Here is a 23,033-nt window from a genome sequence, read left to right on the forward strand (position 1 = left end):
CGGCCCCTACAAGCAACTGCGTTACAGCCAACCGTATTCGGCCATCGACAGCGGGTCACCGTCGCCGATAATGATGTGATCCAGTACCCGCACGTCCACCAGATCGAGGGCCTTTTGCAGATGCTTGGTCAGTTTTCGATCAGCAATGCTGGGCTCGGCATTCCCGGAGGGGTGGTTGTGGCACAGGATCAACGCCGCTGCGTTGTAGTCCAGGGCGCGCTTGACCACCTGTCGCGGGTACACCATGGCATTGTCTATGGTGCCCTGGAACAGCGCTTCGAAGCCCAGCACCCGGTGCCTTGAATCAAGAAACAGGCAGCCGAATATTTCGTGGGGCTCATGGCGCAGCAGCGCCTTGAGGTAGTCACGCACGGCAACCGGGCTTTCCAGTACCGACTCATTGCGCACATGCTCGGCCAGATGGCGCCGGCCCATTTCCAGCACCGCCTGCAACTGGGCGAACTTAGCCGGCCCCAGGCCCAGATGCTGGATGAAGACGGTTTGGCGGGCCTCCAGCAACGAACGCAGGCTGCCAAATTGCCCCAGCAGATGGCGCGCCAAGTCCACCGCGCTTTTACCCGAGACGCCGGTACGCAGGAAAATCGCCAGCAACTCGGCATCCGAGAGACTTGCCGCCCCCAACTCCAAAAGCTTCTCCCGCGGGCGCTCCGCCGCAGGCCAATTGCGAATACTCATGGCACCTCCGTGTGCATGTGCGCCGCTGTTGCATGGCGGACGCTGTGTTATCTTAGCCGCTCTTTTTTGCGCGCGATTTCACCTGGGGAGGGGGATCGCAACGCCATCACTGAACTGGAAAGGCAAACCAATGCAGCGTCTGTATCGGAAACGCATCGTTCTCGGCGTCGGCGGCGGTATTGCCGCCTACAAGAGCGCAGAGTTGGTTCGCAGGCTCCTGGACCAGGGCGCCGAAGTGCGCGTGGTCATGACCCGTGGCGGCAGTGAGTTCATTACCCCGCTGACCATGCAGGCCCTGTCCGGCCACCCGGTGCACCTGGACCTGCTGGACCCGGCAGCCGAAGCCGCCATGGGCCATATCGAACTGGCCAAATGGGCCGACCTGGTGCTGATCGCACCCGCCACTGCTGACCTCATCGCGCGCCTCGCCCAAGGCATTGCCGACGACCTGCTGACCACGCTGGTGCTGGCCACCGACGCCACCGTCGCCATCGCCCCGGCAATGAACCAGGCCATGTGGCGCGACCCCGCCACCCAGGCCAACACCCAACTCCTGCAAAGCCGTGGCCTCAAGGTCTTCGGCCCGGCCTCCGGCAGCCAGGCCTGTGGCGACGTCGGCCTGGGGCGCATGCTCGAAGCCACGGACCTGGCGCTGTGTGCCGCCGAGTGCTTCCAGCATCTGGCCCTGACCGGTAAGCACGTACTGATTACCGCCGGCCCGACCCAGGAAAACATCGACCCGGTGCGCTACATCACCAACCATAGCTCAGGGAAAATGGGCTTTGCCCTGGCAGAAGCGGCGGTTGAGGCAGGCGCACGCGTGACTCTGATCACCGGCCCGGTGCATCTGCCGACCCCGGACCGGGTCACCCGCATCGACGTAGTCAGCGCCCGCGACATGCTCGCTGCCTGTGAGGCGGCGATTCCCTGCGATGTGTTTATCGCGTCGGCAGCGGTCGCAGACTACCGCCCGGAAGTGGTTGCCCCACAAAAACTCAAGAAAGACCCTACAAGCGGCGACGGCCTGCTCCTGCAAATGGTGCGCAACCCGGACATTTTGGCCACCATCGCCACCCGCGCGGATCGTCCGTTCAGCGTCGGTTTCGCTGCCGAAACCGAAAACCTGCTGGACTACGCCGCACGCAAACTGAAAGACAAAAACCTCGACCTGATCGTTGCCAATGACGTCGCCAACCCGAGCATCGGCTTCAACAGCGAGGAAAACGCCTGCAGCGTGATTGATCGCGAGCTGCACGCCACCCTTTTCGCCCAGACCAGCAAGGGCAAGATTGCCCGCCAACTGATCTCTTTTATCGCCCAACGGCTGAACCAGGTTTAATGTCCATGCACGCTTTGCAAGCCAAGATCCTCGACCCCCGCCTCGGCACCGACTTCCCACTGCCGGCCTACGCCACACCGGGCTCCGCCGGCCTGGACCTGCGCGCCATGCTCAAGCAAGACACCGTCCTTGAGCCGGGCCAGACCCTGCTGATCCCCACCGGCCTGTCGATCTACGTCGGCGACCCCGGCCTGGCCGCCTTGATCCTGCCGCGCTCCGGCCTGGGTCACAAACACGGGATCGTGCTGGGCAACCTGGTGGGCTTGATCGACTCGGACTACCAGGGCGAATTGATGGTCTCGTGCTGGAACCGTGGCCAGACTGCCTTCAACATCGCCGTCGGCGAGCGCATTGCTCAACTGGTCCTGGTGCCGGTGGTGCAGGCACATTTCGAACTGGTCACCGAGTTCGACGAAACCCAGCGTGGCGCGGGCGGTTTCGGGCATTCCGGCAGCCACTGACTACGCTCAGGCATGCCGGACTCTGCGTCCGACATGCCCCAGTGGCATTTTCGCACCACGAACTCTAGGGCAAAAACGCCGTCTTACCCTTCAGTTTGAGCCTGCCGGTCGCCACATTCAGGCCTGTCCGCCCCGTATCGATGGAGTTTCCCCAGTGATGAGCAACGCAGCCCCAGTCGCACCGACGTTTCCCGACAGCATTTTCCGCGCCTACGACATCCGTGGTGTCGTCCCGAAAACCCTGACCGCCGAAACCGCCTACTGGATCGGCCGCGCCATCGGCTCGCAAAGCCTGGCCCAGGGCGAGCCCAACGTCTCTGTGGGACGTGACGGTCGCCTGTCCGGCCCCGAGCTGGTGGAGCGCCTGATCCAGGGCCTGGCCGACAGCGGCTGTCATGTCAGCGACGTTGGCCTGGTGCCGACCCCGGCGCTGTACTACGCCGCCAACGTGCTGGCCGGCAAATCCGGCGTGATGCTCACTGGCAGCCACAACCCATCGGACTACAACGGCTTCAAGATCGTGATTGCCGGCGATACCCTTGCCAACGAACAGATCCAGGCCCTGCACACTCGCCTCAAGACCAATGACCTGACCAGCGGTAAGGGCAGCATCACCAAGGTCGATATCCTCCAGCGCTACTCGGACGAAATCACCCGTGACGTCAAGCTCGAGCGGCGCCTGAAAGTCGTGGTGGACTGCGGCAACGGCGCGGCCGGCGTGATCGCCCCGCAACTGCTCGAAGCCTTGAACTGCGAAGTGATCCCGCTGTTCTGCGAAGTCGACGGCAATTTCCCCAACCATCACCCGGACCCGGGCAAGCCTGAAAATCTGGTGGACCTGATCGCCAAGGTCGCAGAAGTGGGCGCCGATGTCGGCCTGGCCTTCGATGGCGACGGCGACCGCGTAGGCGTGGTGACCAACACCGGCAGCATCGTGTTCCCCGACCGCCTGCTGATGCTGTTCGCCCGCGACGTAGTGGCGCGCAACCCCGGTGCCGAGATCATCTTCGACGTCAAATGCACCCGGCGCCTGACGCCGTTGATCAAGGAATACGGCGGCCGCCCACTGATGTGGAAGACCGGTCACTCGTTGATCAAAAAGAAAATGAAAGAAACCGGCGCCCTGCTGGCCGGCGAAATGAGCGGCCATGTGTTCTTCAAGGAGCGCTGGTTCGGTTTTGACGACGGCATCTACAGCGCCGCCCGCCTGCTGGAGATCCTCAGCAAGGAAAAATCCAGCGCTGAAGACTTGTTCGAGACCTTCCCGAACGATATTTCTACGCCGGAAATCAATATCCATGTGACCGAAGAGAGCAAATTCAGCATCATTGACGCATTGCACGATGCGCAATGGGGTGCAGGCGCCAACCTGACCACCATTGATGGTGTGCGAGTCGATTATGCCGAAGGCTGGGGCCTGGTTCGCGCGTCCAACACCACTCCGGTGCTGGTCCTGCGTTTCGAGGCGGATACCGAGGCCGAGTTGCAGCGCATCAAGGACGTGTTCCACGCCCAGTTGAAACGTGTTGCCCCTGATCTCCAACTACCGTTCTGATTATTTGCCCCGGAGCCCTGAATGACCCTCGAACGCGAAGCCGCCGCCAACACCGCCAAGGTCCTTTCCGAAGCGTTGCCTTACATTCGACGCTACGTCGGCAAGACGCTGGTGATCAAGTACGGCGGCAATGCCATGGAAAGCGACGAGCTGAAAACCGGCTTTGCCCGTGACATCGTGCTGATGAAAGCTGTCGGGATCAACCCGGTGGTGGTGCACGGCGGCGGCCCGCAAATCGGTGACCTGCTCAAGCGCCTGTCCATCGAGAGTCATTTCATCGACGGCATGCGCGTTACCGATGCGCAGACCATGGACGTGGTGGAGATGGTCCTGGGCGGCCAGGTGAACAAAGACATCGTCAACCTGATCAACCGTCACGGCGGCAGCGCCATCGGCCTGACCGGCAAGGACGCCGAGCTGATCCGTGCGAAGAAACTTACCGTGACCCGCAAGACTCCGGAGATGACCCAGCCGGAAATCATCGACATCGGCCAGGTGGGCGAAGTGATCGGCATCAACACCGATTTGCTCAACCTGCTGGTCAAGGGCGACTTCATCCCGGTCATCGCGCCGATTGGCGTGGGGGCCAATGGCGAGTCCTACAACATCAACGCCGATCTGGTGGCGGGCAAGGTGGCCGAGGCACTCAAGGCCGAGAAGCTGATGCTGCTGACCAATATCGCCGGCCTGATGGACAAGGAAGGCAAGGTTCTGACCGGCCTGACTACCCAGCAAGTCGACGATCTGATCGCCGACGGCACCATCTACGGCGGCATGCTGCCGAAGATCCGCTGCGCACTGGAAGCGGTGCAGGGTGGCGTAGGCAGCTCGCTGATCATCGACGGCCGGGTGCCCAATGCGGTGCTGCTGGAGATCTTCACTGATACGGGCATGGGTACGCTGATCAGCAATCGCAAGCGTCCGTAAGCGCTGAAACAAAAAGCCCCCGTTCAACTGGATTGAACGGGGGCTTTTTTGTGGCCAATCTGCAACAGGGTGGGTATCCCCTGTGTCAGACGCCAAACTGCTCGCGGTACGCACGCACTGCCGGCAGATGCTGCTTGAGCTGCGGGTCGTCTTCCAGGAACTGCAATACCTGGTTCAGCGACACGATGCTCACCACGGGAATCCCGAAGTCACGTTCCACTTCCTGGATCGCCGACAACTCACCGTTGCCGCGTTCCTGGCGGTTCAACGCGATCAGCACGCCCGCAGCCTTGGCGCCGTCCTGGGACGCAATGATCTGCATCACTTCACGAATCGCGGTACCGGCAGTGATCACGTCGTCGATGATCAGCACATCGCCGGTCAGCGGCGCGCCGACCAGGCTGCCGCCCTCACCGTGGGCCTTGGCTTCCTTGCGGTTGAAGCACCACGGCAGATCGCGGTCGTGGTGTTCAGCCAGGGCCACTGCGGTTGCGGCGGCCAACGGAATACCTTTGTAGGCCGGGCCAAACAGCACGTCGAAGGCAATACCGCTTTCAACGATGGCGGCGGCGTAGAAACGCCCCAGTTGCGCCAGGGCAGAACCCGAGTTGAACAGGCCGGCATTGAAGAAGTATGGGCTGGTGCGCCCGGACTTGAGGGTGAACTCACCGAAGCGCAAAACCCCGCGATCGATGGCAAAACGAATGAAATCGCGTTGATACGCCTGCATGAAAAAAGCCTCAGATACCACGGATTTAGCTAAATAGGTAGACGGCGTGTATCATACACGCACGCGATTTTTGGGGCCATTTATGCGGATCATCAGTGTGAACGTTAATGGTATTCAGGCTGCAGTCGAGCGTGGTTTGCTCAGTTGGCTGCAAGCCCAGAATGCCGACGTCATCTGCCTGCAGGACACCCGCGCCTCCGCCTTTGAACTGGACGACCCAGCCTTCCAACTGGATGGCTACTTCCTTTATGCCTGTGATGCCGAAGTCCCTGCCCAAGGTGGCGTGGCTCTGTACTCACGGTTGCAACCCAAGGCGGTCATCAGCGGCCTCGGCTTCGAGACAGCCGATCGCTACGGGCGCTACCTGCAAGCCGATTTCGACAAAGTCAGTATTGCTACCTTGCTGCTCCCTTCGGGGATGAACGGCGATGAAGACTTGAACCAGAAGTTCAAGCTAATGGACGATTTCGCCCGTTATCTGGATAAACAGCGACGCAAACGCCGCGAGTACATTTATTGTGGCTCGTTGTACGTGGCGCAACAGAAGCTGGATATCAAGAACTGGCGCGACAGCCAGCAATCCCCGGGCTTCCTGGCGCCGGAACGGGCCTGGATGGACGAGATTGTCGGCAACATGGGGTATGTAGATGCCCTGCGTGAAGTCAGCCGCGAAGGCGACCAGTACAGCTGGTGGCCGGACAACGAACAGGCCGAGATGCTTAATCTGGGCTGGCGCTTTGACTACCAGTTGCTGACCCCCGGCCTGCGCCGGTTTGTCCGCAGCGCACGTCTGCCGCGTCAACCGCGCTTCTCGCAACATGCGCCGTTGATCGTGGACTACGACTGGACCTTGACCATCTGAGGTCAATATCCAGGTACAAAAAAACCGACATCGCTGTCGGTTTTTTTGTGGGCGATCATTATTTGATCAATCGCCAGGTGAGCGGGTAACGGTAGGCAATGCCTTTGTTGGCCTTGATCCCGCCAATGATGGTCAAGATCAGTGCGGCAATTACCAGCACCACCATCAACAGGAAGCCGATCACCACGAACCCCAGGACAAAGCAGACCAGCCAGGCGATGGCCACGGTCAGCTGGAAGTTCAGCGCTTCCTTGCCCTGGTCGTCGATCAGCGGGTCCATGTCCTTCTTCACCTGCCACAGGATCAATGGCCCCAACACGCTACCAAAGGGGAACACCAGGCCCAGGAACGCCGCGAAGTGACAGAGCATCGCCCATTGGCGCACTTCCTTGTTCTGGGCTGACACGGGAAGCTGGTTGTCACTCATCGCGTTGCTCCTTGAGGCCGGTTTCAGTCAGCCAGTGCGGCGTTCTGCAGTTCGAAGATTTCGCTCATGCCTTTCTGGGCCAGGGCCAGCATGGCGTTCAGGTCTGCCGGCTGGAATGGCGCGCCTTCGGCGGTGCCCTGCACTTCGATGAACCCACCGGTGCTGGTCATGACCACGTTCAGGTCGGTCTCGGCAGCCGAGTCTTCCAGGTAGTCCAGGTCCAGCACCGGCTCGCCCTGGTACATGCCCACCGATACGGCGGCAATCATCTGCTTGAGCGGGTCGCCGCCTTTCAGGCCGCCGCGCTTCTTGATCACTTTCAGCGCGTCGACCAGGGCCACCATGGCGCCAGTGATGGAGGCGGTGCGGGTGCCGCCGTCGGCCTGGATCACGTCGCAGTCGACGTACAGGGTTACATCGCCCAGTTTAGACATGTCCAGCGCAGCGCGCAGGGAACGGCCGATCAGACGCTGGATTTCCAGGGTACGACCGCCCTGCTTGCCACGGCTGGCTTCACGCTGGTTACGCTCGCCGGTGGCGCGCGGCAACATGCCGTACTCTGCGGTCAACCAACCCTGGCCCTGCCCCTTGAGGAAACGCGGCACGCCATTCTCGACGCTGACGGTGCAGATGACCTTGGTATCGCCAAACTCGACCAGTACAGATCCCTCGGCGTGTTTGGTGTAGTTGCGGGTGATGCGGATCGAGCGGAGCTGATCGGCAGCGCGACCACTTGGACGTTTCATAGGGGATACCTGTACAGAGGACGAAAAACTGCCGAGCATTATAGAGCCGCAGGCCGCTTCTCGGCACTGCTAATAAATTCGGTAACGAATGGACAACCCCTGGCACCCTTTGTCACAGCCCGCATTTGGGGGCGCCCGCCCCGTTGCGCTACAATCCTGCGCCTTCGCAGCCAGTCGGCTTCAATCTACCCACCAGCCCGCCCGTTTGCGGGACTGCATCGCGAGGTACCTCCATGGTGCACAGCATGACTGCCTTTGCCCGCGTCGAAAAAGCCGGCGTCCAGGGCACCCTGAGCTGGGAATTGCGCTCGGTCAACAGCCGCTACCTGGAGCCGCACCTGCGCCTGCCCGAATCCTTCCGCGACCTTGAAGGCGCAGTGCGCGAAGCCCTGCGTGCCGGCATCTCCCGCGGCAAACTGGAATGCACCCTGCGCTTTACCGAGGAAACCACCGGCAAGCCGCTGCAGGTTGACCGCGAGCGCGCCGCGCAACTGGTCGCCGCCGCCGAGACCATCGCCAGCCTGATCAAACAGCCAGCGGCCCTGAACCCCCTGGAAGTGTTGGCCTGGCCTGGGGTGCTGGTGGCCGACGCCACTGACCCGCAAGCGCTGAACGCCGAAGCCCTGGCCCTGTTCAACCAGGGCCTCAAGGAGCTTAAAGCCGGCCGCGAGCGTGAAGGCGCCGAGCTGGCCCGCCTGATCAACGAACGCCTGACGGCCATCGAGGCCGACGTCGTGACCCTGCGCGAACTGGTGCCGCAGATGCTGGCCACCCAGCGTCAGAAAGTCCTCGACCGCTTCACCGACATGAAGGCCGACCTCGACCCGGTGCGCCTGGAACAGGAAATGGTCCTGCTCGCACAAAAAAGCGACGTCGCCGAAGAACTCGACCGCCTGAGCACCCATATCCTGGAAGTGCGCCGCGTGCTCAAGTCGGCCGGTGCCGCCGGTCGGCGCCTGGACTTCCTGATGCAGGAACTCAACCGCGAAGCCAATACACTGGGCTCCAAAGCCTTCGATCCGCGCAGCACCACGGCTGCGGTCAACCTCAAAGTGTTGATCGAGCAAATGCGCGAACAAGTACAGAATATTGAGTAAGGCAACTCCCATGACCCACAGCACCGGCACCCTGTACATCATTTCCGCCCCCTCGGGCGCGGGCAAAAGCAGCCTGGTCAAGGCCCTGACCGACACCAACCCGGAGATCCGCGTATCGGTCTCCCACACCACTCGCGCCATGCGCCCGGGTGAAGTGAACGGCGTGAACTATCACTTCGTCGAACGCAGCGAATTCGTGAAGATGATCGAACACGGTGACTTCCTGGAGCGCGCCGAGGTGTTCGGCAACCTCTATGGCACGTCCCAGAGCCACTTGCAGCAGACCCTGGACGAAGGCCACGACCTGATCCTGGAAATCGACTGGCAGGGCGCCGAACAGGTGCGCCAATTGATGCCCAAGGCGCGCTCGATCTTTATCCTCCCGCCGTCCCTGGAGGCCTTGCAACAGCGCCTGACCAATCGCGGCCAGGACAGCGATCAGGTCATCGACGGCCGTATGCGCGAAGCCGTCAGTGAAATGAGCCACTATGTGGACTACGACTACCTGATCATCAACGACGATTTTTCCCACGCCCTGGACGACTTGAAGGCGATTTTCCGCGCCAATCAGCTCCAGCAAAAACGCCAACAGCAGCGTTTTGGCAAATTGTTGGCCGAACTGCTCGGTTGAATGGCTCTTCCCAAAACCGCTGCAAGGGCCTTACATTGGCACTTGTAGCGTGTTTGCCGGGGCCTGCAGAAAATCAGCGCTTCCCTAAACGCTGGTGATTTTTTAAACTGTTGAGTCCGCTCGCCCAACCGGGCAGCGCGCATCTTGCATTCGCTCCGAGGAATACCATGGCCCGCGTAACCGTTGAAGACTGCCTAGAACACGTGGATAACCGCTTTGAGCTGGTCATGCTCTCTACCAAGCGTGCCCGTCAATTGGCCACTGGCGGCAAAGAGCCACTGCTCAATTGGGAAAATGACAAGCCTACCGTGATGGCCCTGCGCGAAATCGCTGCCGGCGTGATGAGCTATGAATACATTGCCAGCGCTGAAATCGTTGAAGACGAACCGCTGTTTGCAGCGTTCGAGGACGAGTCCAACGAGGCCGTCTAAGCCTATGCCTGGTCGACGTAGCACGGCGCGGGGTCACAGCATTCGGCAGGAGTTAACACTTTGCCGAGCATAGACGCCCTCGCCGATCGCTTATCGACCTACCTCGGCACCGACCAGGTCAACCTGGTCCGCCGAGCGTATTTCTACGCCGAACAAGCCCACGACGGCCAACGCCGCCGCAGCGGCGAGGCGTACGTCACCCATCCTCTTGCGGTGGCCAATATTCTTGCCGACATGCACATGGACCATCAGAGCCTGATGGCTGCGATGCTGCATGACGTGATCGAAGACACCGGCATTGCCAAGGAAGCGCTCAGTGCGCAATTTGGCGAAACCGTGGCCGACCTGGTCGACGGAGTCAGCAAGCTGACCCAGATGAACTTCGAGACCAAGGCCGAGGCCCAGGCGGAAAACTTCCAGAAGATGGCCATGGCCATGGCCCGGGACATCCGGGTGATCCTGGTCAAGCTGGCCGACCGGCTGCACAACATGCGCACGCTGGAAGTGCTGTCCGGTGAGAAACGCCGGCGCATTGCCAAGGAAACCCTGGAAATCTACGCGCCCATCGCCAACCGGCTGGGCATGCATGCCATTCGTATCGAATTCGAAGACCTGGGTTTCAAGGCGATGCACCCAATGCGCTCGGCGCGCATCTACCAGGCGGTCAAGCGCGCCCGGGGCAATCGCAAGGAAATCGTCAACAAGATCGAAGAGTCCCTGAGCCACTGCCTGGCAATCGACGAGATTGAAGGCGAAGTCAGCGGGCGGCAGAAGCATATCTACGGCATCTACAAGAAGATGCGCGGCAAGCGCCGGGCCTTCAACGAGATCATGGACGTGTATGCGTTCCGGATCATCGTCGACAAGGTCGATACCTGCTACCGCGTGCTGGGCGCTGTACATAATTTGTACAAACCCCTGCCAGGCCGCTTCAAGGACTACATCGCCATCCCCAAAGCCAACGGCTATCAGTCGCTGCATACCACGCTGTTCGGTATGCATGGGGTGCCGATCGAGATCCAGATCCGCACCCGGGAAATGGAAGAGATGGCCAACAACGGCATCGCCGCCCATTGGCTGTACAAATCCAGCGGCGACGAGCAGCCCAAAGGCACCCATGCCCGCGCCCGTCAGTGGGTCAAGGGCGTGCTGGAAATGCAGCAACGTGCCGGCAACTCCCTGGAGTTCATCGAAAGCGTGAAGATCGACCTGTTCCCGGACGAGGTCTACGTGTTCACGCCAAAAGGCCGGATCATGGAGCTGCCCAAGGGCTCCACGGCGGTCGACTTTGCCTACGCAGTGCACACCGACGTCGGCAACAGTTGCATCGCCTGCCGGATCAACCGCCGCCTGGCCCCGCTGTCGGAACCGCTGCAAAGCGGCTCCACCGTGGAGATCGTCAGCGCGCCGGGGGCCCGGCCGAACCCGGCCTGGCTCAACTTCGTAGTCACCGGCAAGGCCCGCACCCATATCCGCCACGCCCTGAAGCTGCAACGCCGCTCCGAGTCCATCAGCCTGGGCGAACGCCTGCTGAACAAGGTGCTCAACGGTTTCGACAGTTCCTTGGAGAAGATCCCCGCCGAGCGCGTGCAGGCGATCCTCCACGAGTACCGCCAGGAAGCCATCGAGGACTTGCTCGAAGACATCGGCCTGGGCAATCGCATGGCCTACGTGGTCGCCCGCCGCCTGCTCGGCGAGGGCGAGCAACTGCCGAGCCCCGAAGGCCCGCTGGCCATTCGCGGCACCGAAGGCCTGGTGCTGAGCTACGCCAAATGCTGCACACCGATCCCGGGCGACCCGATTGTCGGCCACCTGTCCGCCGGCAAAGGCATGGTCGTGCACCTGGACAACTGCCGCAATATCAGCGAAATACGCCACAACCCGGAAAAATGCATCCAGCTGTCCTGGGCCAAGGATGTGACCGGCGAATTCAACGTCGAGTTGCGGGTCGAGCTGGAGCATCAGCGCGGCCTGATCGCCTTGCTGGCCAGCAGCGTCAACGCCGCCGACGGCAATATCGAAAAAATCAGCATGGACGAACGTGATGGTCGCATCAGCGTGGTCCAACTGGTGGTCAGCGTGCACGACCGTGTACACCTGGCCCGCGTGATCAAGAAACTGCGTGCCCTGACTGGGGTTATCCGCATCACTCGCATGCGCGCATAACGCCTCCCCCCTATAGCCCGGACATTACAAGGAGTCATTTATGACCAAGACTGTTATCACCAGCGACAAGGCACCTGCTGCCATCGGTACTTATTCCCAGGCGATCAAGGCGGGCAACACCGTCTACATGTCCGGCCAGATCCCTCTGGACCCAAAGACCATGGAGCTGGTTGAAGGCTTCGAAGCCCAGACCGTACAAGTCTTCGAAAACCTCAAGTCGGTAGCCGAAGCCGCAGGCGGTTCGTTCAAGGACATCGTCAAGCTGAACATCTTCCTCACCGACCTGAGCCACTTCGCCAAGGTCAACGAGATCATGGGCAAGTACTTCGAACAACCCTACCCAGCCCGCGCCGCCATTGGCGTTGCAGCCCTTCCCAAGGGCTCCCAGGTTGAGATGGACGCGATTCTGGTCATCGAGTAATACATTCGGCGCAACCCACAGGGTTGCGCCGACTTCGTTTTAAAAGGATTTCATAATGCGCAAAGCGCTCGTTGCCTCCACGCTGCTCGCCCTGTTCCTTGGCGGCTGTGCCAGCAATCCTGCCACCCGGGATGTGAGCGGCACCTGGATCAACCAGGTCGCCATTGATGCGGCGTCCAAGGGCGGCCCTTTGCGCGAAGCCCTGCAAGCCTACGGTCCGAACCTCGAATGGGAGGTCAACACCAAGGCCAACCAAGCACGCTACTTCAATGGCTTTGAACGCCCCGAAGGCACCCTGGCCGGGGAAAAGTCCGGCACCTGGAACGTTGATTTCTACGGTAGCTCGACCACCGAACTCAAGCGCAAGGGCAAACAGCTGCTGCAAGTGGCCAACGACAACGAGCCCGAACAGCTGTTTGACCGCCCCAAGGACCCTGCCCCCGAAGGCGCGCCCCTGGGTGCCAACTTCGAACGGGCGCTGTACTCGGCCTATATGGGCGGCAGCTGGAAAATCACCAGCGGCAGCGGCCTGGGCGCCACCGTGCAGTTCCAGGCCAACGGCCAAGTAAGCGGGCTGCCGGGCGCCGAGCAGTACTCACTGTGCCTGGCGGGCGACTGCGCCTCCATGAGCGGTGGCTACGACAGCATCTGGCTGCAACAAGGTGGCCAGGGCAACCCGTGGATCTTCAGTCGCAATGACAAGCAGTTGGAGATTTTCCAGGCGATCAATACCTCCCAGGCCGACGAAGTCCCTTCGTTTACCCCCGGGCCACGCCAGTGGTTGCTGGAAAAACAGTAACCTCAATGTGGGAGCGGGCTTGCGTGGGAGCCGGGCTTGCCCGCGATGCAGGCACCTCGGTGTGTCAGTGACACCGAGGTGATGCTGTCATAGCGATCCGACAAGCCAGCTCCCACACAAGCCGGTGCCTAGCAAGAAAAGTCAGCCTTTGAGGATAGCGGCGTAGCCTTCGCGATAACTCGGATAGGTTGGCGTCCAGCCCAGCGCCTTGGCCCGCGCATTGCTGCACTGCTTGCTGCCCGCGCGCCGCACGCTGGCGTCTTCGGCCCACTCGGTCACCCCAAGGTACTCACGCAGCCAGCCCACAACCTCAGCCAGCGGCGCCGGCGCGTCGTCGACGCCGATATAGACCTTGTCCAACGAACCGCCCTGCTCTACATGTTGCAGCAGAAACGCCAACAACCCTGCCGCATCATCAACATGTATCCGGTTGCCGTACAAAGGCGGCTCCACCGCCACGCGATAGCCCTGGCGCACCTGGCTCAACAACCATTCACGCCCCGGCCCGTAGATACCGGTCAAGCGCACAGTCGTGGCCGGGATGCCGCTGTCGAATGCCACTTGCTCGGCTTCCAGCATCACCTGCCCGGAATAGCCAAGGGCCTGGGTAGGCGACGCCTCATCGACCCATTCGCCATTTTGCTGCCCATAGACACTGCTGCTGGACACAAACACAAGCTGCTTGGGCTGCTGGCCATAGTCGTCAAGCCATTCCAGCACATGCTGCAAGCCTTCGACATAGGCCTTGCGATAGCCCGCTTCGTCATGGTCGGTGGCGGCTGCGCAGTACACCAGGTAGTCCACACCGCCGATCGGCCAGGTGTCGGGACAATCCTTTTTGAACAGGTCGCCGGCAATCCCGATCACCCCTTCGGGCAGGCGCGAGACATTACGCCGCAGGCCATGCACCTCCCATCCGGCAGCCAGCAATTGACTAGCCAGCCGACTACCTACATCACCACAACCGGCGATCACCACAGAAGGCGCAGACATCACAAAACTCCGTTCTCAAAGGTCTAGATTAGCCCTCGCAGGTGACCAGCGGCCAGAAAAAGCACAAATAAAGATACTGTATTACTTCTGTTAACAAGAATTACTTGCAATAATAACCGCCCATTTGTCCTCGACCCTTTATGCGGTCTGGCAGGGCAAGCCCTTATTTTTTCTATCAGGTCCGGCCAGCATGACACGCAATAACCTCCCCGCTTCGCCAACCAAGCCTCACAGCCCGTCCCGCGTCTGGCGCGCGATAACTGCGTTGCTGTTCAGCGTCCTGCTGGCACCGACCGCCGCGCTCGCCGATGCCACGGCACCGGCCACTCCGCCTGCCGCTACTGCGCCAGCCCCGGCCGCGGCCCCCGCACTTGAGCAAAATGCCGCAGCACCCGGTGCTCCAGCTGTCGCTCCTGCGGCCACCGACCCGGCTGCTGCCGAAGGCGTAGCCCCGCAAGATGAAACCGGCGTGGTTCTGGAAGAAGACAACACCCTGGGCATGGCCCACGACCTGTCGCCTTGGGGCATGTATCAGAACGCTGACATCATCGTGAAGATCGTGATGATCGGCCTGGCCATCGCCTCGATCATCACCTGGACCATCTGGATTGCCAAAGGCTTCGAGCTGCTGGGCGCCAAACGCCGCCTGCGCACTGAAATCGCCAACCTGAAAAAAGCCACCACCCTTAAAGAAGCCAGCGAAAGCGCGGCCATCAAGGGCACCCTGGCCCACCTGCTGGTACACGACGCACTGGAAGAAATGCGTCTGTCGGCCAACACCCGCGAAAAGGAAGGCATCAAGGAACGCGTGAGCTTCCGCCTGGAGCGCCTGGTGGCAGCCTGCGGTCGCAACATGAGCAACGGCACCGGCGTGCTGGCGACCATCGGTTCCACCGCGCCGTTCGTCGGTCTGTTCGGTACCGTGTGGGGCATCATGAACAGCTTCATCGGCATCGCCAAGACCCAGACAACCAACCTCGCCGTCGTTGCCCCCGGCATCGCCGAAGCCCTGCTGGCAACTGCCCTGGGCCTGGTCGCCGCAATTCCGGCGGTGGTGATCTACAACGTATTCGCCCGTTCGATCGCCGGCTACAAGGCCCAGGTGTCGGACGCTTCGGCAGAAGTCCTGTTGCTGGTCAGCCGCGACCTCGATCACCTGCCTACCGAGCGCAGCTCGCAACCGCACATGGTGAAAGTGGGGTAATCGGCCATGGGCCTGCATTTGAATCAAGGCGACGACGAGCTCGTCGAGAACCACGAAATCAACGTCACGCCGTTTATCGACGTGATGCTGGTGCTGCTGATCATCTTCATGGTGGCAGCCCCCTTGGCCACGGTGGATATCAAGGTCGACCTCCCCGCCTCCAGCGCGAAACCCGCGCCCCGGCCGGAGAAACCGGTGTTCCTCAGCGTCAAGGCTGACCAGCGTCTGTTCCTGGGCGAAGACGAAGTCAAACCCGAAACCCTCGGTGCGGTGCTCGACGCCCGGACCCAGGGCAAGAAAGACACGACGATCTTCTTCCAGGCCGACAAGGGCGTGGACTACGGCGACCTGATGAGCGTGATGGATGCCCTGCGGGCAGCCGGCTACCTCAAGGTCGGTCTGGTCGGACTTGAGACGGCAGCCAAGAAATGATCACGACGCGCCACAAACTGACGCGTTATGGCACCAGCCTCGCCGTCGTGCTGGGCGTCCACGCCGTCGCGATCATCCTCGCGCTCCAGTGGTCGGCGCCACAGATGGTGCAGTTGCCACCGGCTGCCATGGTCATCGACCTGGCGCCGATGCCAGCCCCACCCCCTCCGGCCCCGCCGAAGGTGGTGACGCCACCGCAACCGCCGGCACCGGTGGAAGAGTTGCCCTTGCCGAAACTGGCCGAGGCACCCAAGCCCACGATTTCCGTGCCCAAGCCGGTCAAGCCAAAGCCTAAGCCGCAGCCGCCCAAGCCTGAGAAAAAGGTCGAGCAGCCCAAGGAGAAACCCTCCGAGGATCCGCCGAGCGAAACCCCTCAGAACAACGCGCCTTCGGAGAAATCCGCGCAGCCGCAACCCGGCCCTTCGCCGGCACAGATCGCGGCCAAGGCCACCTGGCAAAGCACGCTGCTCGGTCACCTGGCGAAGTACAAGAAGTACCCGCCAGGCGCCCAGGCCCGTGGCAAGGAAGGCTTGAACCGCTTGCGGTTCGTGGTGGATGCCGAAGGCAAGGTGCTGTCCTATGAGCTGGTGGGCCGCTCCGGCAACGCCGACCTGGACCGCGCTACCCTGGAGATGATCCGTCGCGCCCAACCGCTGCCCAAGCCTCCGGCCGAGATGTTGACCAACGGCAGCATCGAAATCGTTGCGCCGTTTGTCTACAACATCGAGAAGCGCCGCCGCTAACCCCTGGGGGAGCGGGTTTGTGTGGGAGCGGGCTTGCCCGCGATGACGGTGTAACAGTCAACATCCACAGTGACTGACACACCGCCATCGCGAACAAGCCCACCCCCACACAAAACGGCCAACGCCATTAAGCAAAATCCCCCGCACAAACCGCTCAATCCCCAATCAAGCTCTGATAACGTGCGTCTATCGTTTGCAGCCGGTATGCTTGGCCCGCAACCTCATGGACGCCCGCTATGACTCTTACAGAATTACGCTACATCGTGACCCTCGCCCAAGAGCAACACTTCGGCCATGCAGCCGAACGTTGCCATGTCAGCCAACCGACGCTGTCGGTGGGCGTGAAAAAGCTTGAAGACGAACTCGGTGTGCTGATTTTCGAGCGCAGCAAAAGCGCCGTGCGCCTCACCCCGGTTGGCGAAGGCATTGTTGCCCAGGCGCAGAAGGTGCTGGAGCAGGCCCAGAGCATTCGTGAGCTGGCCCAGGCCGGCAAGAACCAACTGACCGCCCCGCTGAAAGTCGGCGCGATCTATACCGTCGGCCCGTACCTGTTCCCGCACCTGATCCCGCAACTGCACCGCGTCGCGCCGCAGATGCCGCTGTATATCGAAGAAAACTTCACCCACGTGCTGCGCGACAAACTGCGCAACGGTGAGTTGGACGCGATCATCATCGCCCTGCCTTTCAACGAAGCCGACGTGCTGACATTGCCGCTCTACGACGAGCCGTTCTATGTATTGATGCCGGCCTCGCACCCGTGGACGCAAAAAGACACGATTGACGCCAGCCTGCTCAACGACAAGAGCCTGCTGCTGCTCGGTGAAGGCCATTGCTTCCGCGACCAGGTGCTGGAAGCCTGCCCGACCCTGACCAAGGGCAACGACGGCGCCAAGCACACCACCGTGGAGTCCAGCTCCCTGGAGACCATTCGCCATATGGTGGCGTCCGGCCTGGGCATCTCGATCCTGCCGCTGTCGGCCGTCGACAGCCACCACTACGCGGCCGGCGTGATTGAAGTGCGTCCGCTCACCCCGCCCGTGCCGTTCCGTACCGTGGCGATTGCCTGGCGCGCCAGTTTCCCGCGCCCGAAAGCGATTGATATCCTCGCCGACTCGATCCGCCTGTGCTCGGTGGCCAAGCCGCCTGCCGCGAACTAAGTACGTGTATGACTGAGCTGTCGCAGGTGTCGGTGACGGCACTCAAGGGTGTCGGTGAAGCCATGGCCGAGAAACTGGCCAAGGTCGGCCTGGAGAACCTCCAGGACGTGTTGTTTCACCTGCCCCTGCGTTACCAGGACCGCACCCGCGTAGTGCCCATCGGCCATCTGCGCCCTGGGCAGGATGCCGTGGTCGAAGGCACCGTCAGCGGTGCCGATGTGGTGATGGGCAAGCGCCGCAGCCTGGTGGTGCGCCTGCAGGACGGTACCGGCGGCCTGAGCCTGCGCTTCTACCATTTCAGCAACGCGCAAAAAGAAGGCCTCAAGCGCGGCACCCGTGTGCGCTGCTACGGTGAAGCGCGGCCGGGCGCGTCGGGCCTGGAAATCTACCACCCGGAATACCGCGCCATTACCGGCGACGAACCCCCGCCGGTAGACACCACTCTCACCCCCATCTACCCGCTCACCGAAGGCCTGACGCAACAGCGCCTGCGCCAGCTGTGCATGCAGACCCTGACCCTGCTCGGCCCCCAAAGCCTGCCCGACTGGCTGCCGCAAGAGCTGGCCCGCGACTACCAGTTGGCGCCCCTGGCCGACGCGATTCGCTACCTGCATCACCCGCCGGCCGATGCCGATGTCGATGAGTTGGCCCTGGGTCATCACTGGGCCCAGCATCGCCTGGCCTTTGAAGAGTTGCTGACCCACCAACTGTCCCAGCAGCGCCTGCGCGAAAGCATGCGCTCCCTGCGGGCGCCGGCGATGCCCAAGGCCACGCGCCTGCCCGCGCAGTACCTGGCCAACCTGGGCTTTGCACCGACTGGCGCGCAGCAACGCGTAGGCAATGAAATCGCCTACGACCTGAGCCAGAAAGAACCAATGCTGCGCCTGATCCAGGGCGATGTTGGCGCCGGCAAGACCGTGGTCGCCGCCCTGGCCGCGCTGCAGGCCCTGGAGGCCGGTTATCAGGTGGCCCTGATGGCACCGACCGAGATCCTCGCCGAGCAGCACTTCATCACCTTCAAGCGCTGGCTCGAACCCCTGGGCCTGGAAGTGGCGTGGCTGGCGGGCAAGCTCAAGGGCAAGAACCGCACGGCCGCCCTGGAACAGATCGCCGCCGGCGCACCGATGGTGGTGGGTACCCACGCGCTGTTCCAGGACGAAGTTAAATTCAAGAACCTGGCCCTGGTGATCATCGACGAACAGCACCGTTTCGGCGTGCAACAACGCCTGGCCCTGCGCGAAAAGGGCGTGGGCGGGCGGATGAACCCGCACCAGTTGATCATGACCGCCACGCCGATCCCGCGCACGCTGGCCATGAGTGCCTACGCCGACCTCGACACCTCGATCCTCGACGAGCTGCCGCCGGGCCGAACGCCGGTCAACACGGTCCTGGTCACCGACACCCGACGGGTCGAAGTGATCGAACGGGTGCGCGGCGCCTGTGCCGAAGGGCGCCAGGCGTATTGGGTATGCACGCTGATCGAAGAGTCCGAAGAGCTGACCTGCCAGGCCGCTGAAACCACCTATGAAGACCTCACCAGCGCCTTGGGCGAGCTCAAGGTCGGGCTGATCCACGGGCGCATGAAGCCTGCGGAAAAAGCCGCGGTGATGACCGAGTTCAAGGCCGGCAACCTGCAATTGCTGGTGGCCACCACGGTGATCGAAGTCGGCGTGGACGTGCCCAACGCCAGCCTGATGATCATCGAAAACCCCGAACGCCTGGGCCTGGCACAGTTACACCAGCTGCGCGGCCGAGTCGGCCGGGGCAGTGCCGCCAGCCACTGCGTGCTGCTCTACCATCCGCCGCTGTCGCAGATTGGTCGCCAGCGCCTGGGGATCATGCGCGAGACCAACGATGGCTTCGTGATCGCCGAAAAAGACCTGGAACTGCGCGGCCCCGGCGAAATGCTCGGCACCCGCCAGACCGGCCTGCTGCAATTCAAGGTGGCCGACCTGATGCGCGATGCCGACCTGCTACCTGCCGTGCGCGATGCAGCCCAGGCCCTGCTGGAGCGCTGGCCGCACCACGTCAGCCCGCTGCTGGATCGCTGGCTGCGCCACGGCCAGCAATACGGCCAGGTCTGACAGACCGCCAATAGCCGACACCATCACAAACCGCAGTTAGACACCCCCGGCCGGACCAAGCTGGTTATACTCCAAGCAAATGTAGAAAATTGGATCCGGCCATGTCAGAAGTTGCCCACGCCACAGCCCCGCCGACCGCACCCCCGGTCATTCGGGACTTGCTCGCAAAACTCGCCGTCAACTACACGGAAGTCACCGACCACCCCGGCCTGAACCCGGCCCGAAAGGTTCAAGCGGTACTGCTCGATGACGCGGTGGGCGCCCTGATGGTGCTGTTTCCCCAGAGCCAGTTGCTGGATCTCAATCGCCTCACCGAACTGACCGGCCGCAACCTGACCGCTGTCGCGCCGGAGCGCCTGGATCGCATGCTCGGCAAACACAGCCTGAGCCTGCTGCCCGGCCTGCCGCCGCTGACCAGCTCGCCTTGCCTGTACGAAGAAAGCCTCCTGCGCGAGCCGACCCTGCTGGTGCACTCGGGCGAAGCCACCGTGCTGCTGGAAATCGCCAGCGACGACTTCAAGCGCCTGCTGAACAAAGCCAGTGCCGCCAACTTCGGCGAACCCCTGAGCCGCATCCTGCCCAACTTCGACCGTCCCAACGACGACCGCGACGAAATTACCCAGGCGATGCAGGCGTTTACCGCGCGCCGCATCCAGCAACGCCTGGAAGCCACCATTGAAATTCCACCGCTGGCCGATACCGCGCAGAAGATCATCAAGCTGCGGGTCGATCCCAACGCAACCATCGACGACATCACCGGCGTGGTCGAGACCGACCCGGCCCTGGCCGCGCAAGTAGTGAGCTGGGCGGCCTCGCCGTACTACGCCTCACCGGGCAAGATCCGTTCGGTAGAGGACGCAATTGTGCGTGTGCTGGGCTTCGACCTGGTGATCAACCTGGCCCTGGGCCTGGCGCTGGGCAAGACCTTGAGCCTGCCCAAGGACCATCCGCAACAGGCCACGCCCTACTGGCACCAGTCGATCTACACCGCCGCAGTGATCGAGGGCCTGACCCGCGCCATGCCCCGCGCCCAGCGCCCGGAAGCCGGCCTGACCTACCTGGCGGGCCTGCTGCACAACTTTGGCTACCTGTTGCTGGCCCATGTCTTCCCGCCGCACTTCTCGCTGATCTGCAGGCACCTGGAGGTCAACCCGCACCTGTGCCACAGCTATGTCGAGCAGCACTTGCTGGGCATCAGCCGCGAGCAGATCGGCGCCTGGCTGATGCGTTACTGGGATATGCCGCAAGAGCTGTCCACGGCCCTGCGCTTCCAGCATGACCCGAGCTACGACGGCCAATATGCCGAATACCCGAACCTGGTATGCCTGGCCGTGCGCTTGCTGCGCGGGCGTGGGATTGGCTCCGGGCCTGAGGCCGAGATTCCGGACGAACTGCTGGAGCGCCTGGGCCTGAGCCGCGACAAGGCCGAGGAGGTGGTGAGCAAGGTGTTGGATGCCGAGGTGTTGTTGCGCGAACTGGCGTCGCAGTTCAGCCAGGGCTGAAGCCGGCGCCTGTTGTACCGCTATCGCAGGCACGCCAGCTCCCACAGTTGACCGGGTTCCAACGCTGGAATGCACTCAATATGTGGGGAGCTGGCTTGCCTGCGATGAATCCAACCCGGTCTCTCAGGCCTTCTTTTTCTTCGGCTTCAGATACTTGGTCAAGCCCTGGAACCACATCACCAGGGCCGGGTTGCCCTTGATCTGGATCGACTTGTCCTGAATCCCCGTCATGAACGCCAGTTGCTTGTTCTTCGCCTGCATCGTGGCGAAGCCGTAGGCGGCGTCTTTAAACGCGATGGCAAATGCCGGCTCCGGGTGGACACCCGAGCGGCTGGTGATGCGCTGGTCTTTGACGATGAAGTGACGGGCAACCTTGCCGTCAAGGGTCTGCAGCTGGAATGCCAGATCCTTGTCACCCAACTGCTGCTGGAACGCAGGGTTGTTGCGGCTGGCTTTGGCCATCATCAGGCCCAGCACCCACAGAAGAAAACGAAATTTCATGCACACGGCCTCAGTGTAATTATTGGGTGGCCGCAGCAGTTTAACGATTTGTGCGCGGAACGCTACCGATCTCCCGCGTTAGCAGGAGATCGGCTGGCGTTTACCGCTTATAGCAACAACTTGGCTTAAACGTTAGGGCAAGGTACAGGTACCGGTGCCCAGTCGGCCAGGTTCGGATCGCGGCAGGTGCCTTCGATCTGTGCTTTACCGGCGCTGGCCACTTGCTTGCTTTCAGTCTGCTTGACCTTGGCGGTCTGGATGCTTCGCTCGGTGCTCACCGCTTCGGTCGGCACCTTGGGCAGTGGCGGACGCTTGGTCACGACCTTGCCGGTCGACTTGCCTTTTTTCGCCGGCACCGCCGCCGGGGCGGTATCGGCCGTGGCCACGGTCACCACGTCATTGCGCTGCACACCCACCTGTTGCAGGTCTTTCTCGTAGGCCTGGGTGTAGTTGTTCAGGTCTTCGCTGGCCTTGCCGTTGACCGCAACGATCAGGTCGTTGGATTCCTTCAGACCGGCGACGATTTCTGCCAGGCGCTTGCGGCCTTCGATGTCATTGACGGTCTTGGCCTTGCGGTCAGCCACCAGCTTGGTGAACGCGCTCTGGTAGCACTGTTGGGACGCCTTGGCGTACGCGGTGCTACGGTCGATATCGGAAGCGCTTTTGTTGAAGTCCGTGGCGTAGGACGCGATGCGCTGGTTGTCATCGCTGATCTGCTTCTGGCGCTCGGTGTAGTAACCCGCCGCGCCGCCCGCCAGGGCTCCGCCCGCCGCGCCAATGGCGGCATTGCGGCCACGCTTGTCCGAATCGCCGGTCAGGGCGCCCAACAGCGCACCACCGGCCGCGCCGAGGGCGGCGCCGGTGACGACCGACTTGGTCATGTCCGAATCAGTAGCGCGCAGGTGCTGCACCGGCTCGTAGCAGCTGGGGTAGTACTCGACCTTGGTGCTCGACGCGACCTTGGAGGCCGGCGACGTGGCGCAACCGGTCAGCACGGTGCTGAAGCCAGCCGCGATCAGCAGCAAGTAACGCTTGGAAACCGCCTTACGGGAAAAAAGCATAGGTGTGTTCTCTTTTAAGTTTGTCTTGCCCAGCACGGCCCATGCCGCCTGAGTCCCTTCCAAGCTCG

At 62.1% G+C, this 23,033-nt stretch carries 23 protein-coding genes and 1 pseudogene; 17 read left to right on the forward strand and 7 right to left on the reverse strand.

The window, feature by feature from the left end; genetic code table 11:
* Window positions 1-21: 21 nt before the first annotated feature.
* Complete coding sequence (radC, locus tag PSH80_RS26320) at window positions 22-696, reverse strand: DNA repair protein RadC (RefSeq protein WP_057960999.1); 675 nt, start codon at window positions 694-696, stop codon at window positions 22-24.
* A 130-nt stretch (window positions 697-826) separates the two neighbouring features.
* On the opposite strand from radC, the gene coaBC reads away from it, so the two are divergent.
* From coaBC to argB, 4 genes and pseudogenes are all read left to right on the forward strand, one after another.
* Complete coding sequence (coaBC, locus tag PSH80_RS26325) at window positions 827-2,035, forward strand: bifunctional phosphopantothenoylcysteine decarboxylase/phosphopantothenate--cysteine ligase CoaBC (protein ID WP_029289805.1); 1,209 nt, start codon at window positions 827-829, stop codon at window positions 2,033-2,035.
* Window positions 2,036-2,040: 5 nt separating this feature from the next.
* Window positions 2,041-2,496 carry a dUTP diphosphatase gene (gene dut, locus PSH80_RS26330; RefSeq protein WP_057961001.1) on the forward strand — a complete coding sequence of 152 codons (456 nt, stop codon included), beginning with the start codon at window positions 2,041-2,043 and terminating at the stop codon, window positions 2,494-2,496.
* A 148-nt stretch (window positions 2,497-2,644) separates the two neighbouring features.
* Window positions 2,645-4,051: pseudogene (locus tag PSH80_RS26335) on the forward strand (phosphomannomutase/phosphoglucomutase); the annotation flags it as partial.
* A 21-nt stretch (window positions 4,052-4,072) separates the two neighbouring features.
* Window positions 4,073-4,978, forward strand: a complete 906-nt coding sequence (argB, locus tag PSH80_RS26340; protein ID WP_029289812.1) for an acetylglutamate kinase — start codon at window positions 4,073-4,075, stop codon at window positions 4,976-4,978.
* An 85-nt stretch (window positions 4,979-5,063) separates the two neighbouring features.
* Here the strand turns inward: argB and pyrE are convergent, their stop codons facing one another.
* Complete coding sequence (pyrE, locus tag PSH80_RS26345; RefSeq protein WP_057444213.1) at window positions 5,064-5,708, reverse strand: orotate phosphoribosyltransferase; 645 nt, start codon at window positions 5,706-5,708, stop codon at window positions 5,064-5,066.
* 82 nt (window positions 5,709-5,790) lie between these two features.
* Between pyrE and PSH80_RS26350 the strand changes: the two genes are divergently transcribed.
* Window positions 5,791-6,570 carry an exodeoxyribonuclease III gene (locus PSH80_RS26350; protein ID WP_029289816.1) on the forward strand — a complete coding sequence of 260 codons (780 nt, stop codon included), beginning with the start codon at window positions 5,791-5,793 and terminating at the stop codon, window positions 6,568-6,570.
* Between the two features lie 58 nt (window positions 6,571-6,628).
* Here the strand turns inward: PSH80_RS26350 and PSH80_RS26355 are convergent, their stop codons facing one another.
* Entirely contained in the window at window positions 6,629-6,997 is a 369-nt protein-coding gene (locus tag PSH80_RS26355; protein WP_120734336.1) for a DUF4870 domain-containing protein, read from the reverse strand.
* A 23-nt stretch (window positions 6,998-7,020) separates the two neighbouring features.
* Window positions 7,021-7,743: a ribonuclease PH gene (gene rph / locus PSH80_RS26360; RefSeq protein ID WP_057961002.1), complete on the reverse strand. Its 723-nt coding sequence runs from the start codon at window positions 7,741-7,743 to the stop codon at window positions 7,021-7,023.
* A gap of 233 nt (window positions 7,744-7,976) precedes the next feature.
* Between rph and PSH80_RS26365 the strand changes: the two genes are divergently transcribed.
* From PSH80_RS26365 to PSH80_RS26390, 6 genes are all read left to right on the forward strand, one after another.
* Window positions 7,977-8,840: a YicC/YloC family endoribonuclease gene (locus PSH80_RS26365; protein WP_057440510.1), complete on the forward strand. Its 864-nt coding sequence runs from the start codon at window positions 7,977-7,979 to the stop codon at window positions 8,838-8,840.
* 10 nt (window positions 8,841-8,850) lie between these two features.
* Window positions 8,851-9,471 (forward strand): guanylate kinase, encoded by a 621-nt coding sequence (gene gmk / locus PSH80_RS26370; protein ID WP_128593301.1) that lies wholly within the window; start codon window positions 8,851-8,853, stop codon window positions 9,469-9,471.
* 167 nt (window positions 9,472-9,638) lie between these two features.
* Window positions 9,639-9,902, forward strand: a complete 264-nt coding sequence (rpoZ, locus tag PSH80_RS26375; RefSeq protein ID WP_057440512.1) for a DNA-directed RNA polymerase subunit omega — start codon at window positions 9,639-9,641, stop codon at window positions 9,900-9,902.
* 60 nt (window positions 9,903-9,962) lie between these two features.
* Entirely contained in the window at window positions 9,963-12,068 is a 2,106-nt protein-coding gene (spoT, locus tag PSH80_RS26380) for a bifunctional GTP diphosphokinase/guanosine-3',5'-bis pyrophosphate 3'-pyrophosphohydrolase (protein ID WP_057961004.1), read from the forward strand.
* Between the two features lie 40 nt (window positions 12,069-12,108).
* Complete coding sequence (locus PSH80_RS26385) at window positions 12,109-12,489, forward strand: RidA family protein (RefSeq protein WP_025130815.1); 381 nt, start codon at window positions 12,109-12,111, stop codon at window positions 12,487-12,489.
* A gap of 55 nt (window positions 12,490-12,544) precedes the next feature.
* Window positions 12,545-13,288 carry a hypothetical protein gene (locus tag PSH80_RS26390; protein WP_057961005.1) on the forward strand — a complete coding sequence of 248 codons (744 nt, stop codon included), beginning with the start codon at window positions 12,545-12,547 and terminating at the stop codon, window positions 13,286-13,288.
* A 141-nt stretch (window positions 13,289-13,429) separates the two neighbouring features.
* Here the strand turns inward: PSH80_RS26390 and PSH80_RS26395 are convergent, their stop codons facing one another.
* Window positions 13,430-14,281, reverse strand: a complete 852-nt coding sequence (locus PSH80_RS26395; RefSeq protein ID WP_169989476.1) for an SDR family oxidoreductase — start codon at window positions 14,279-14,281, stop codon at window positions 13,430-13,432.
* Window positions 14,282-14,471: 190 nt separating this feature from the next.
* Here PSH80_RS26395 and exbB point away from each other — a divergent pair, with 190 nt between their 5' ends.
* The 6 genes from exbB to PSH80_RS26425 all read left to right on the forward strand — a co-directional run bounded on the left by exbB (window position 14,472) and on the right by PSH80_RS26425 (window position 21,403).
* Window positions 14,472-15,485 (forward strand): tonB-system energizer ExbB, encoded by a 1,014-nt coding sequence (gene exbB, locus PSH80_RS26400; RefSeq protein ID WP_120734338.1) that lies wholly within the window; start codon window positions 14,472-14,474, stop codon window positions 15,483-15,485.
* Between the two features lie 6 nt (window positions 15,486-15,491).
* Window positions 15,492-15,917 (forward strand): TonB system transport protein ExbD, encoded by a 426-nt coding sequence (exbD, locus tag PSH80_RS26405; RefSeq protein ID WP_057961008.1) that lies wholly within the window; start codon window positions 15,492-15,494, stop codon window positions 15,915-15,917.
* Window positions 15,914-16,660: an energy transducer TonB gene (locus tag PSH80_RS26410; protein ID WP_057440517.1), complete on the forward strand. Its 747-nt coding sequence runs from the start codon at window positions 15,914-15,916 to the stop codon at window positions 16,658-16,660. Before exbD ends, PSH80_RS26410 begins: the two co-directional genes overlap by 4 nt.
* A 236-nt stretch (window positions 16,661-16,896) precedes the next feature.
* The gene (locus tag PSH80_RS26415; protein WP_057961009.1) at window positions 16,897-17,817 is read left to right on the forward strand and encodes a hydrogen peroxide-inducible genes activator; all 921 of its coding nucleotides are present in this window, start codon (window positions 16,897-16,899) and stop codon (window positions 17,815-17,817) included.
* 8 nt (window positions 17,818-17,825) lie between these two features.
* Entirely contained in the window at window positions 17,826-19,901 is a 2,076-nt protein-coding gene (gene recG / locus PSH80_RS26420; protein ID WP_169989477.1) for an ATP-dependent DNA helicase RecG, read from the forward strand.
* Between the two features lie 101 nt (window positions 19,902-20,002).
* Window positions 20,003-21,403 (forward strand): aminoacyl-tRNA deacylase and HDOD domain-containing protein, encoded by a 1,401-nt coding sequence (locus PSH80_RS26425; RefSeq protein WP_057440518.1) that lies wholly within the window; start codon window positions 20,003-20,005, stop codon window positions 21,401-21,403.
* A 123-nt stretch (window positions 21,404-21,526) separates the two neighbouring features.
* Here the strand turns inward: PSH80_RS26425 and PSH80_RS26430 are convergent, their stop codons facing one another.
* Window positions 21,527-21,904: a hypothetical protein gene (locus PSH80_RS26430; RefSeq protein WP_029289848.1), complete on the reverse strand. Its 378-nt coding sequence runs from the start codon at window positions 21,902-21,904 to the stop codon at window positions 21,527-21,529.
* Window positions 21,905-22,029: 125 nt separating this feature from the next.
* Entirely contained in the window at window positions 22,030-22,965 is a 936-nt protein-coding gene (gene tagQ, locus PSH80_RS26435; protein ID WP_305418681.1) for a type VI secretion system-associated lipoprotein TagQ, read from the reverse strand.
* Window positions 22,966-23,033 lie beyond the last annotated feature (68 nt).

The sequence above is a fragment of the Pseudomonas sp. FP818 genome, assembly GCF_030687335.1.
Taxonomy (GTDB): domain Bacteria; phylum Pseudomonadota; class Gammaproteobacteria; order Pseudomonadales; family Pseudomonadaceae; genus Aquipseudomonas; species Aquipseudomonas shahriarae.

Coding starts and splice junctions, on each gene's coding strand:
- PSH80_RS26350 (WP_029289816.1), top strand. CDS start 5,791: ATGCGGATCATCAGTGTGAACGTTAATGGTATTCAGGCTGCAGTCGAG.
- argB (WP_029289812.1), top strand. CDS start 4,073: ATGACCCTCGAACGCGAAGCCGCCGCCAACACCGCCAAGGTCCTTTCC.
- PSH80_RS26415 (WP_057961009.1), top strand. CDS start 16,897: ATGACTCTTACAGAATTACGCTACATCGTGACCCTCGCCCAAGAGCAA.
- recG (WP_169989477.1), top strand. CDS start 17,826: ATGACTGAGCTGTCGCAGGTGTCGGTGACGGCACTCAAGGGTGTCGGT.
- PSH80_RS26410 (WP_057440517.1), top strand. CDS start 15,914: ATGATCACGACGCGCCACAAACTGACGCGTTATGGCACCAGCCTCGCC.
- rpoZ (WP_057440512.1), top strand. CDS start 9,639: ATGGCCCGCGTAACCGTTGAAGACTGCCTAGAACACGTGGATAACCGC.
- PSH80_RS26365 (WP_057440510.1), top strand. CDS start 7,977: ATGGTGCACAGCATGACTGCCTTTGCCCGCGTCGAAAAAGCCGGCGTC.
- tagQ (WP_305418681.1), bottom strand. CDS start 22,965: ATGCTTTTTTCCCGTAAGGCGGTTTCCAAGCGTTACTTGCTGCTGATC.
- radC (WP_057960999.1), bottom strand. CDS start 696: ATGAGTATTCGCAATTGGCCTGCGGCGGAGCGCCCGCGGGAGAAGCTT.
- PSH80_RS26385 (WP_025130815.1), top strand. CDS start 12,109: ATGACCAAGACTGTTATCACCAGCGACAAGGCACCTGCTGCCATCGGT.
- exbB (WP_120734338.1), top strand. CDS start 14,472: ATGACACGCAATAACCTCCCCGCTTCGCCAACCAAGCCTCACAGCCCG.
- coaBC (WP_029289805.1), top strand. CDS start 827: ATGCAGCGTCTGTATCGGAAACGCATCGTTCTCGGCGTCGGCGGCGGT.
- PSH80_RS26425 (WP_057440518.1), top strand. CDS start 20,003: ATGTCAGAAGTTGCCCACGCCACAGCCCCGCCGACCGCACCCCCGGTC.
- pyrE (WP_057444213.1), bottom strand. CDS start 5,708: ATGCAGGCGTATCAACGCGATTTCATTCGTTTTGCCATCGATCGCGGG.
- PSH80_RS26430 (WP_029289848.1), bottom strand. CDS start 21,904: ATGAAATTTCGTTTTCTTCTGTGGGTGCTGGGCCTGATGATGGCCAAA.
- PSH80_RS26390 (WP_057961005.1), top strand. CDS start 12,545: ATGCGCAAAGCGCTCGTTGCCTCCACGCTGCTCGCCCTGTTCCTTGGC.
- exbD (WP_057961008.1), top strand. CDS start 15,492: ATGGGCCTGCATTTGAATCAAGGCGACGACGAGCTCGTCGAGAACCAC.
- dut (WP_057961001.1), top strand. CDS start 2,041: ATGCACGCTTTGCAAGCCAAGATCCTCGACCCCCGCCTCGGCACCGAC.
- rph (WP_057961002.1), bottom strand. CDS start 7,743: ATGAAACGTCCAAGTGGTCGCGCTGCCGATCAGCTCCGCTCGATCCGC.
- PSH80_RS26355 (WP_120734336.1), bottom strand. CDS start 6,997: ATGAGTGACAACCAGCTTCCCGTGTCAGCCCAGAACAAGGAAGTGCGC.
- PSH80_RS26395 (WP_169989476.1), bottom strand. CDS start 14,281: ATGTCTGCGCCTTCTGTGGTGATCGCCGGTTGTGGTGATGTAGGTAGT.
- gmk (WP_128593301.1), top strand. CDS start 8,851: ATGACCCACAGCACCGGCACCCTGTACATCATTTCCGCCCCCTCGGGC.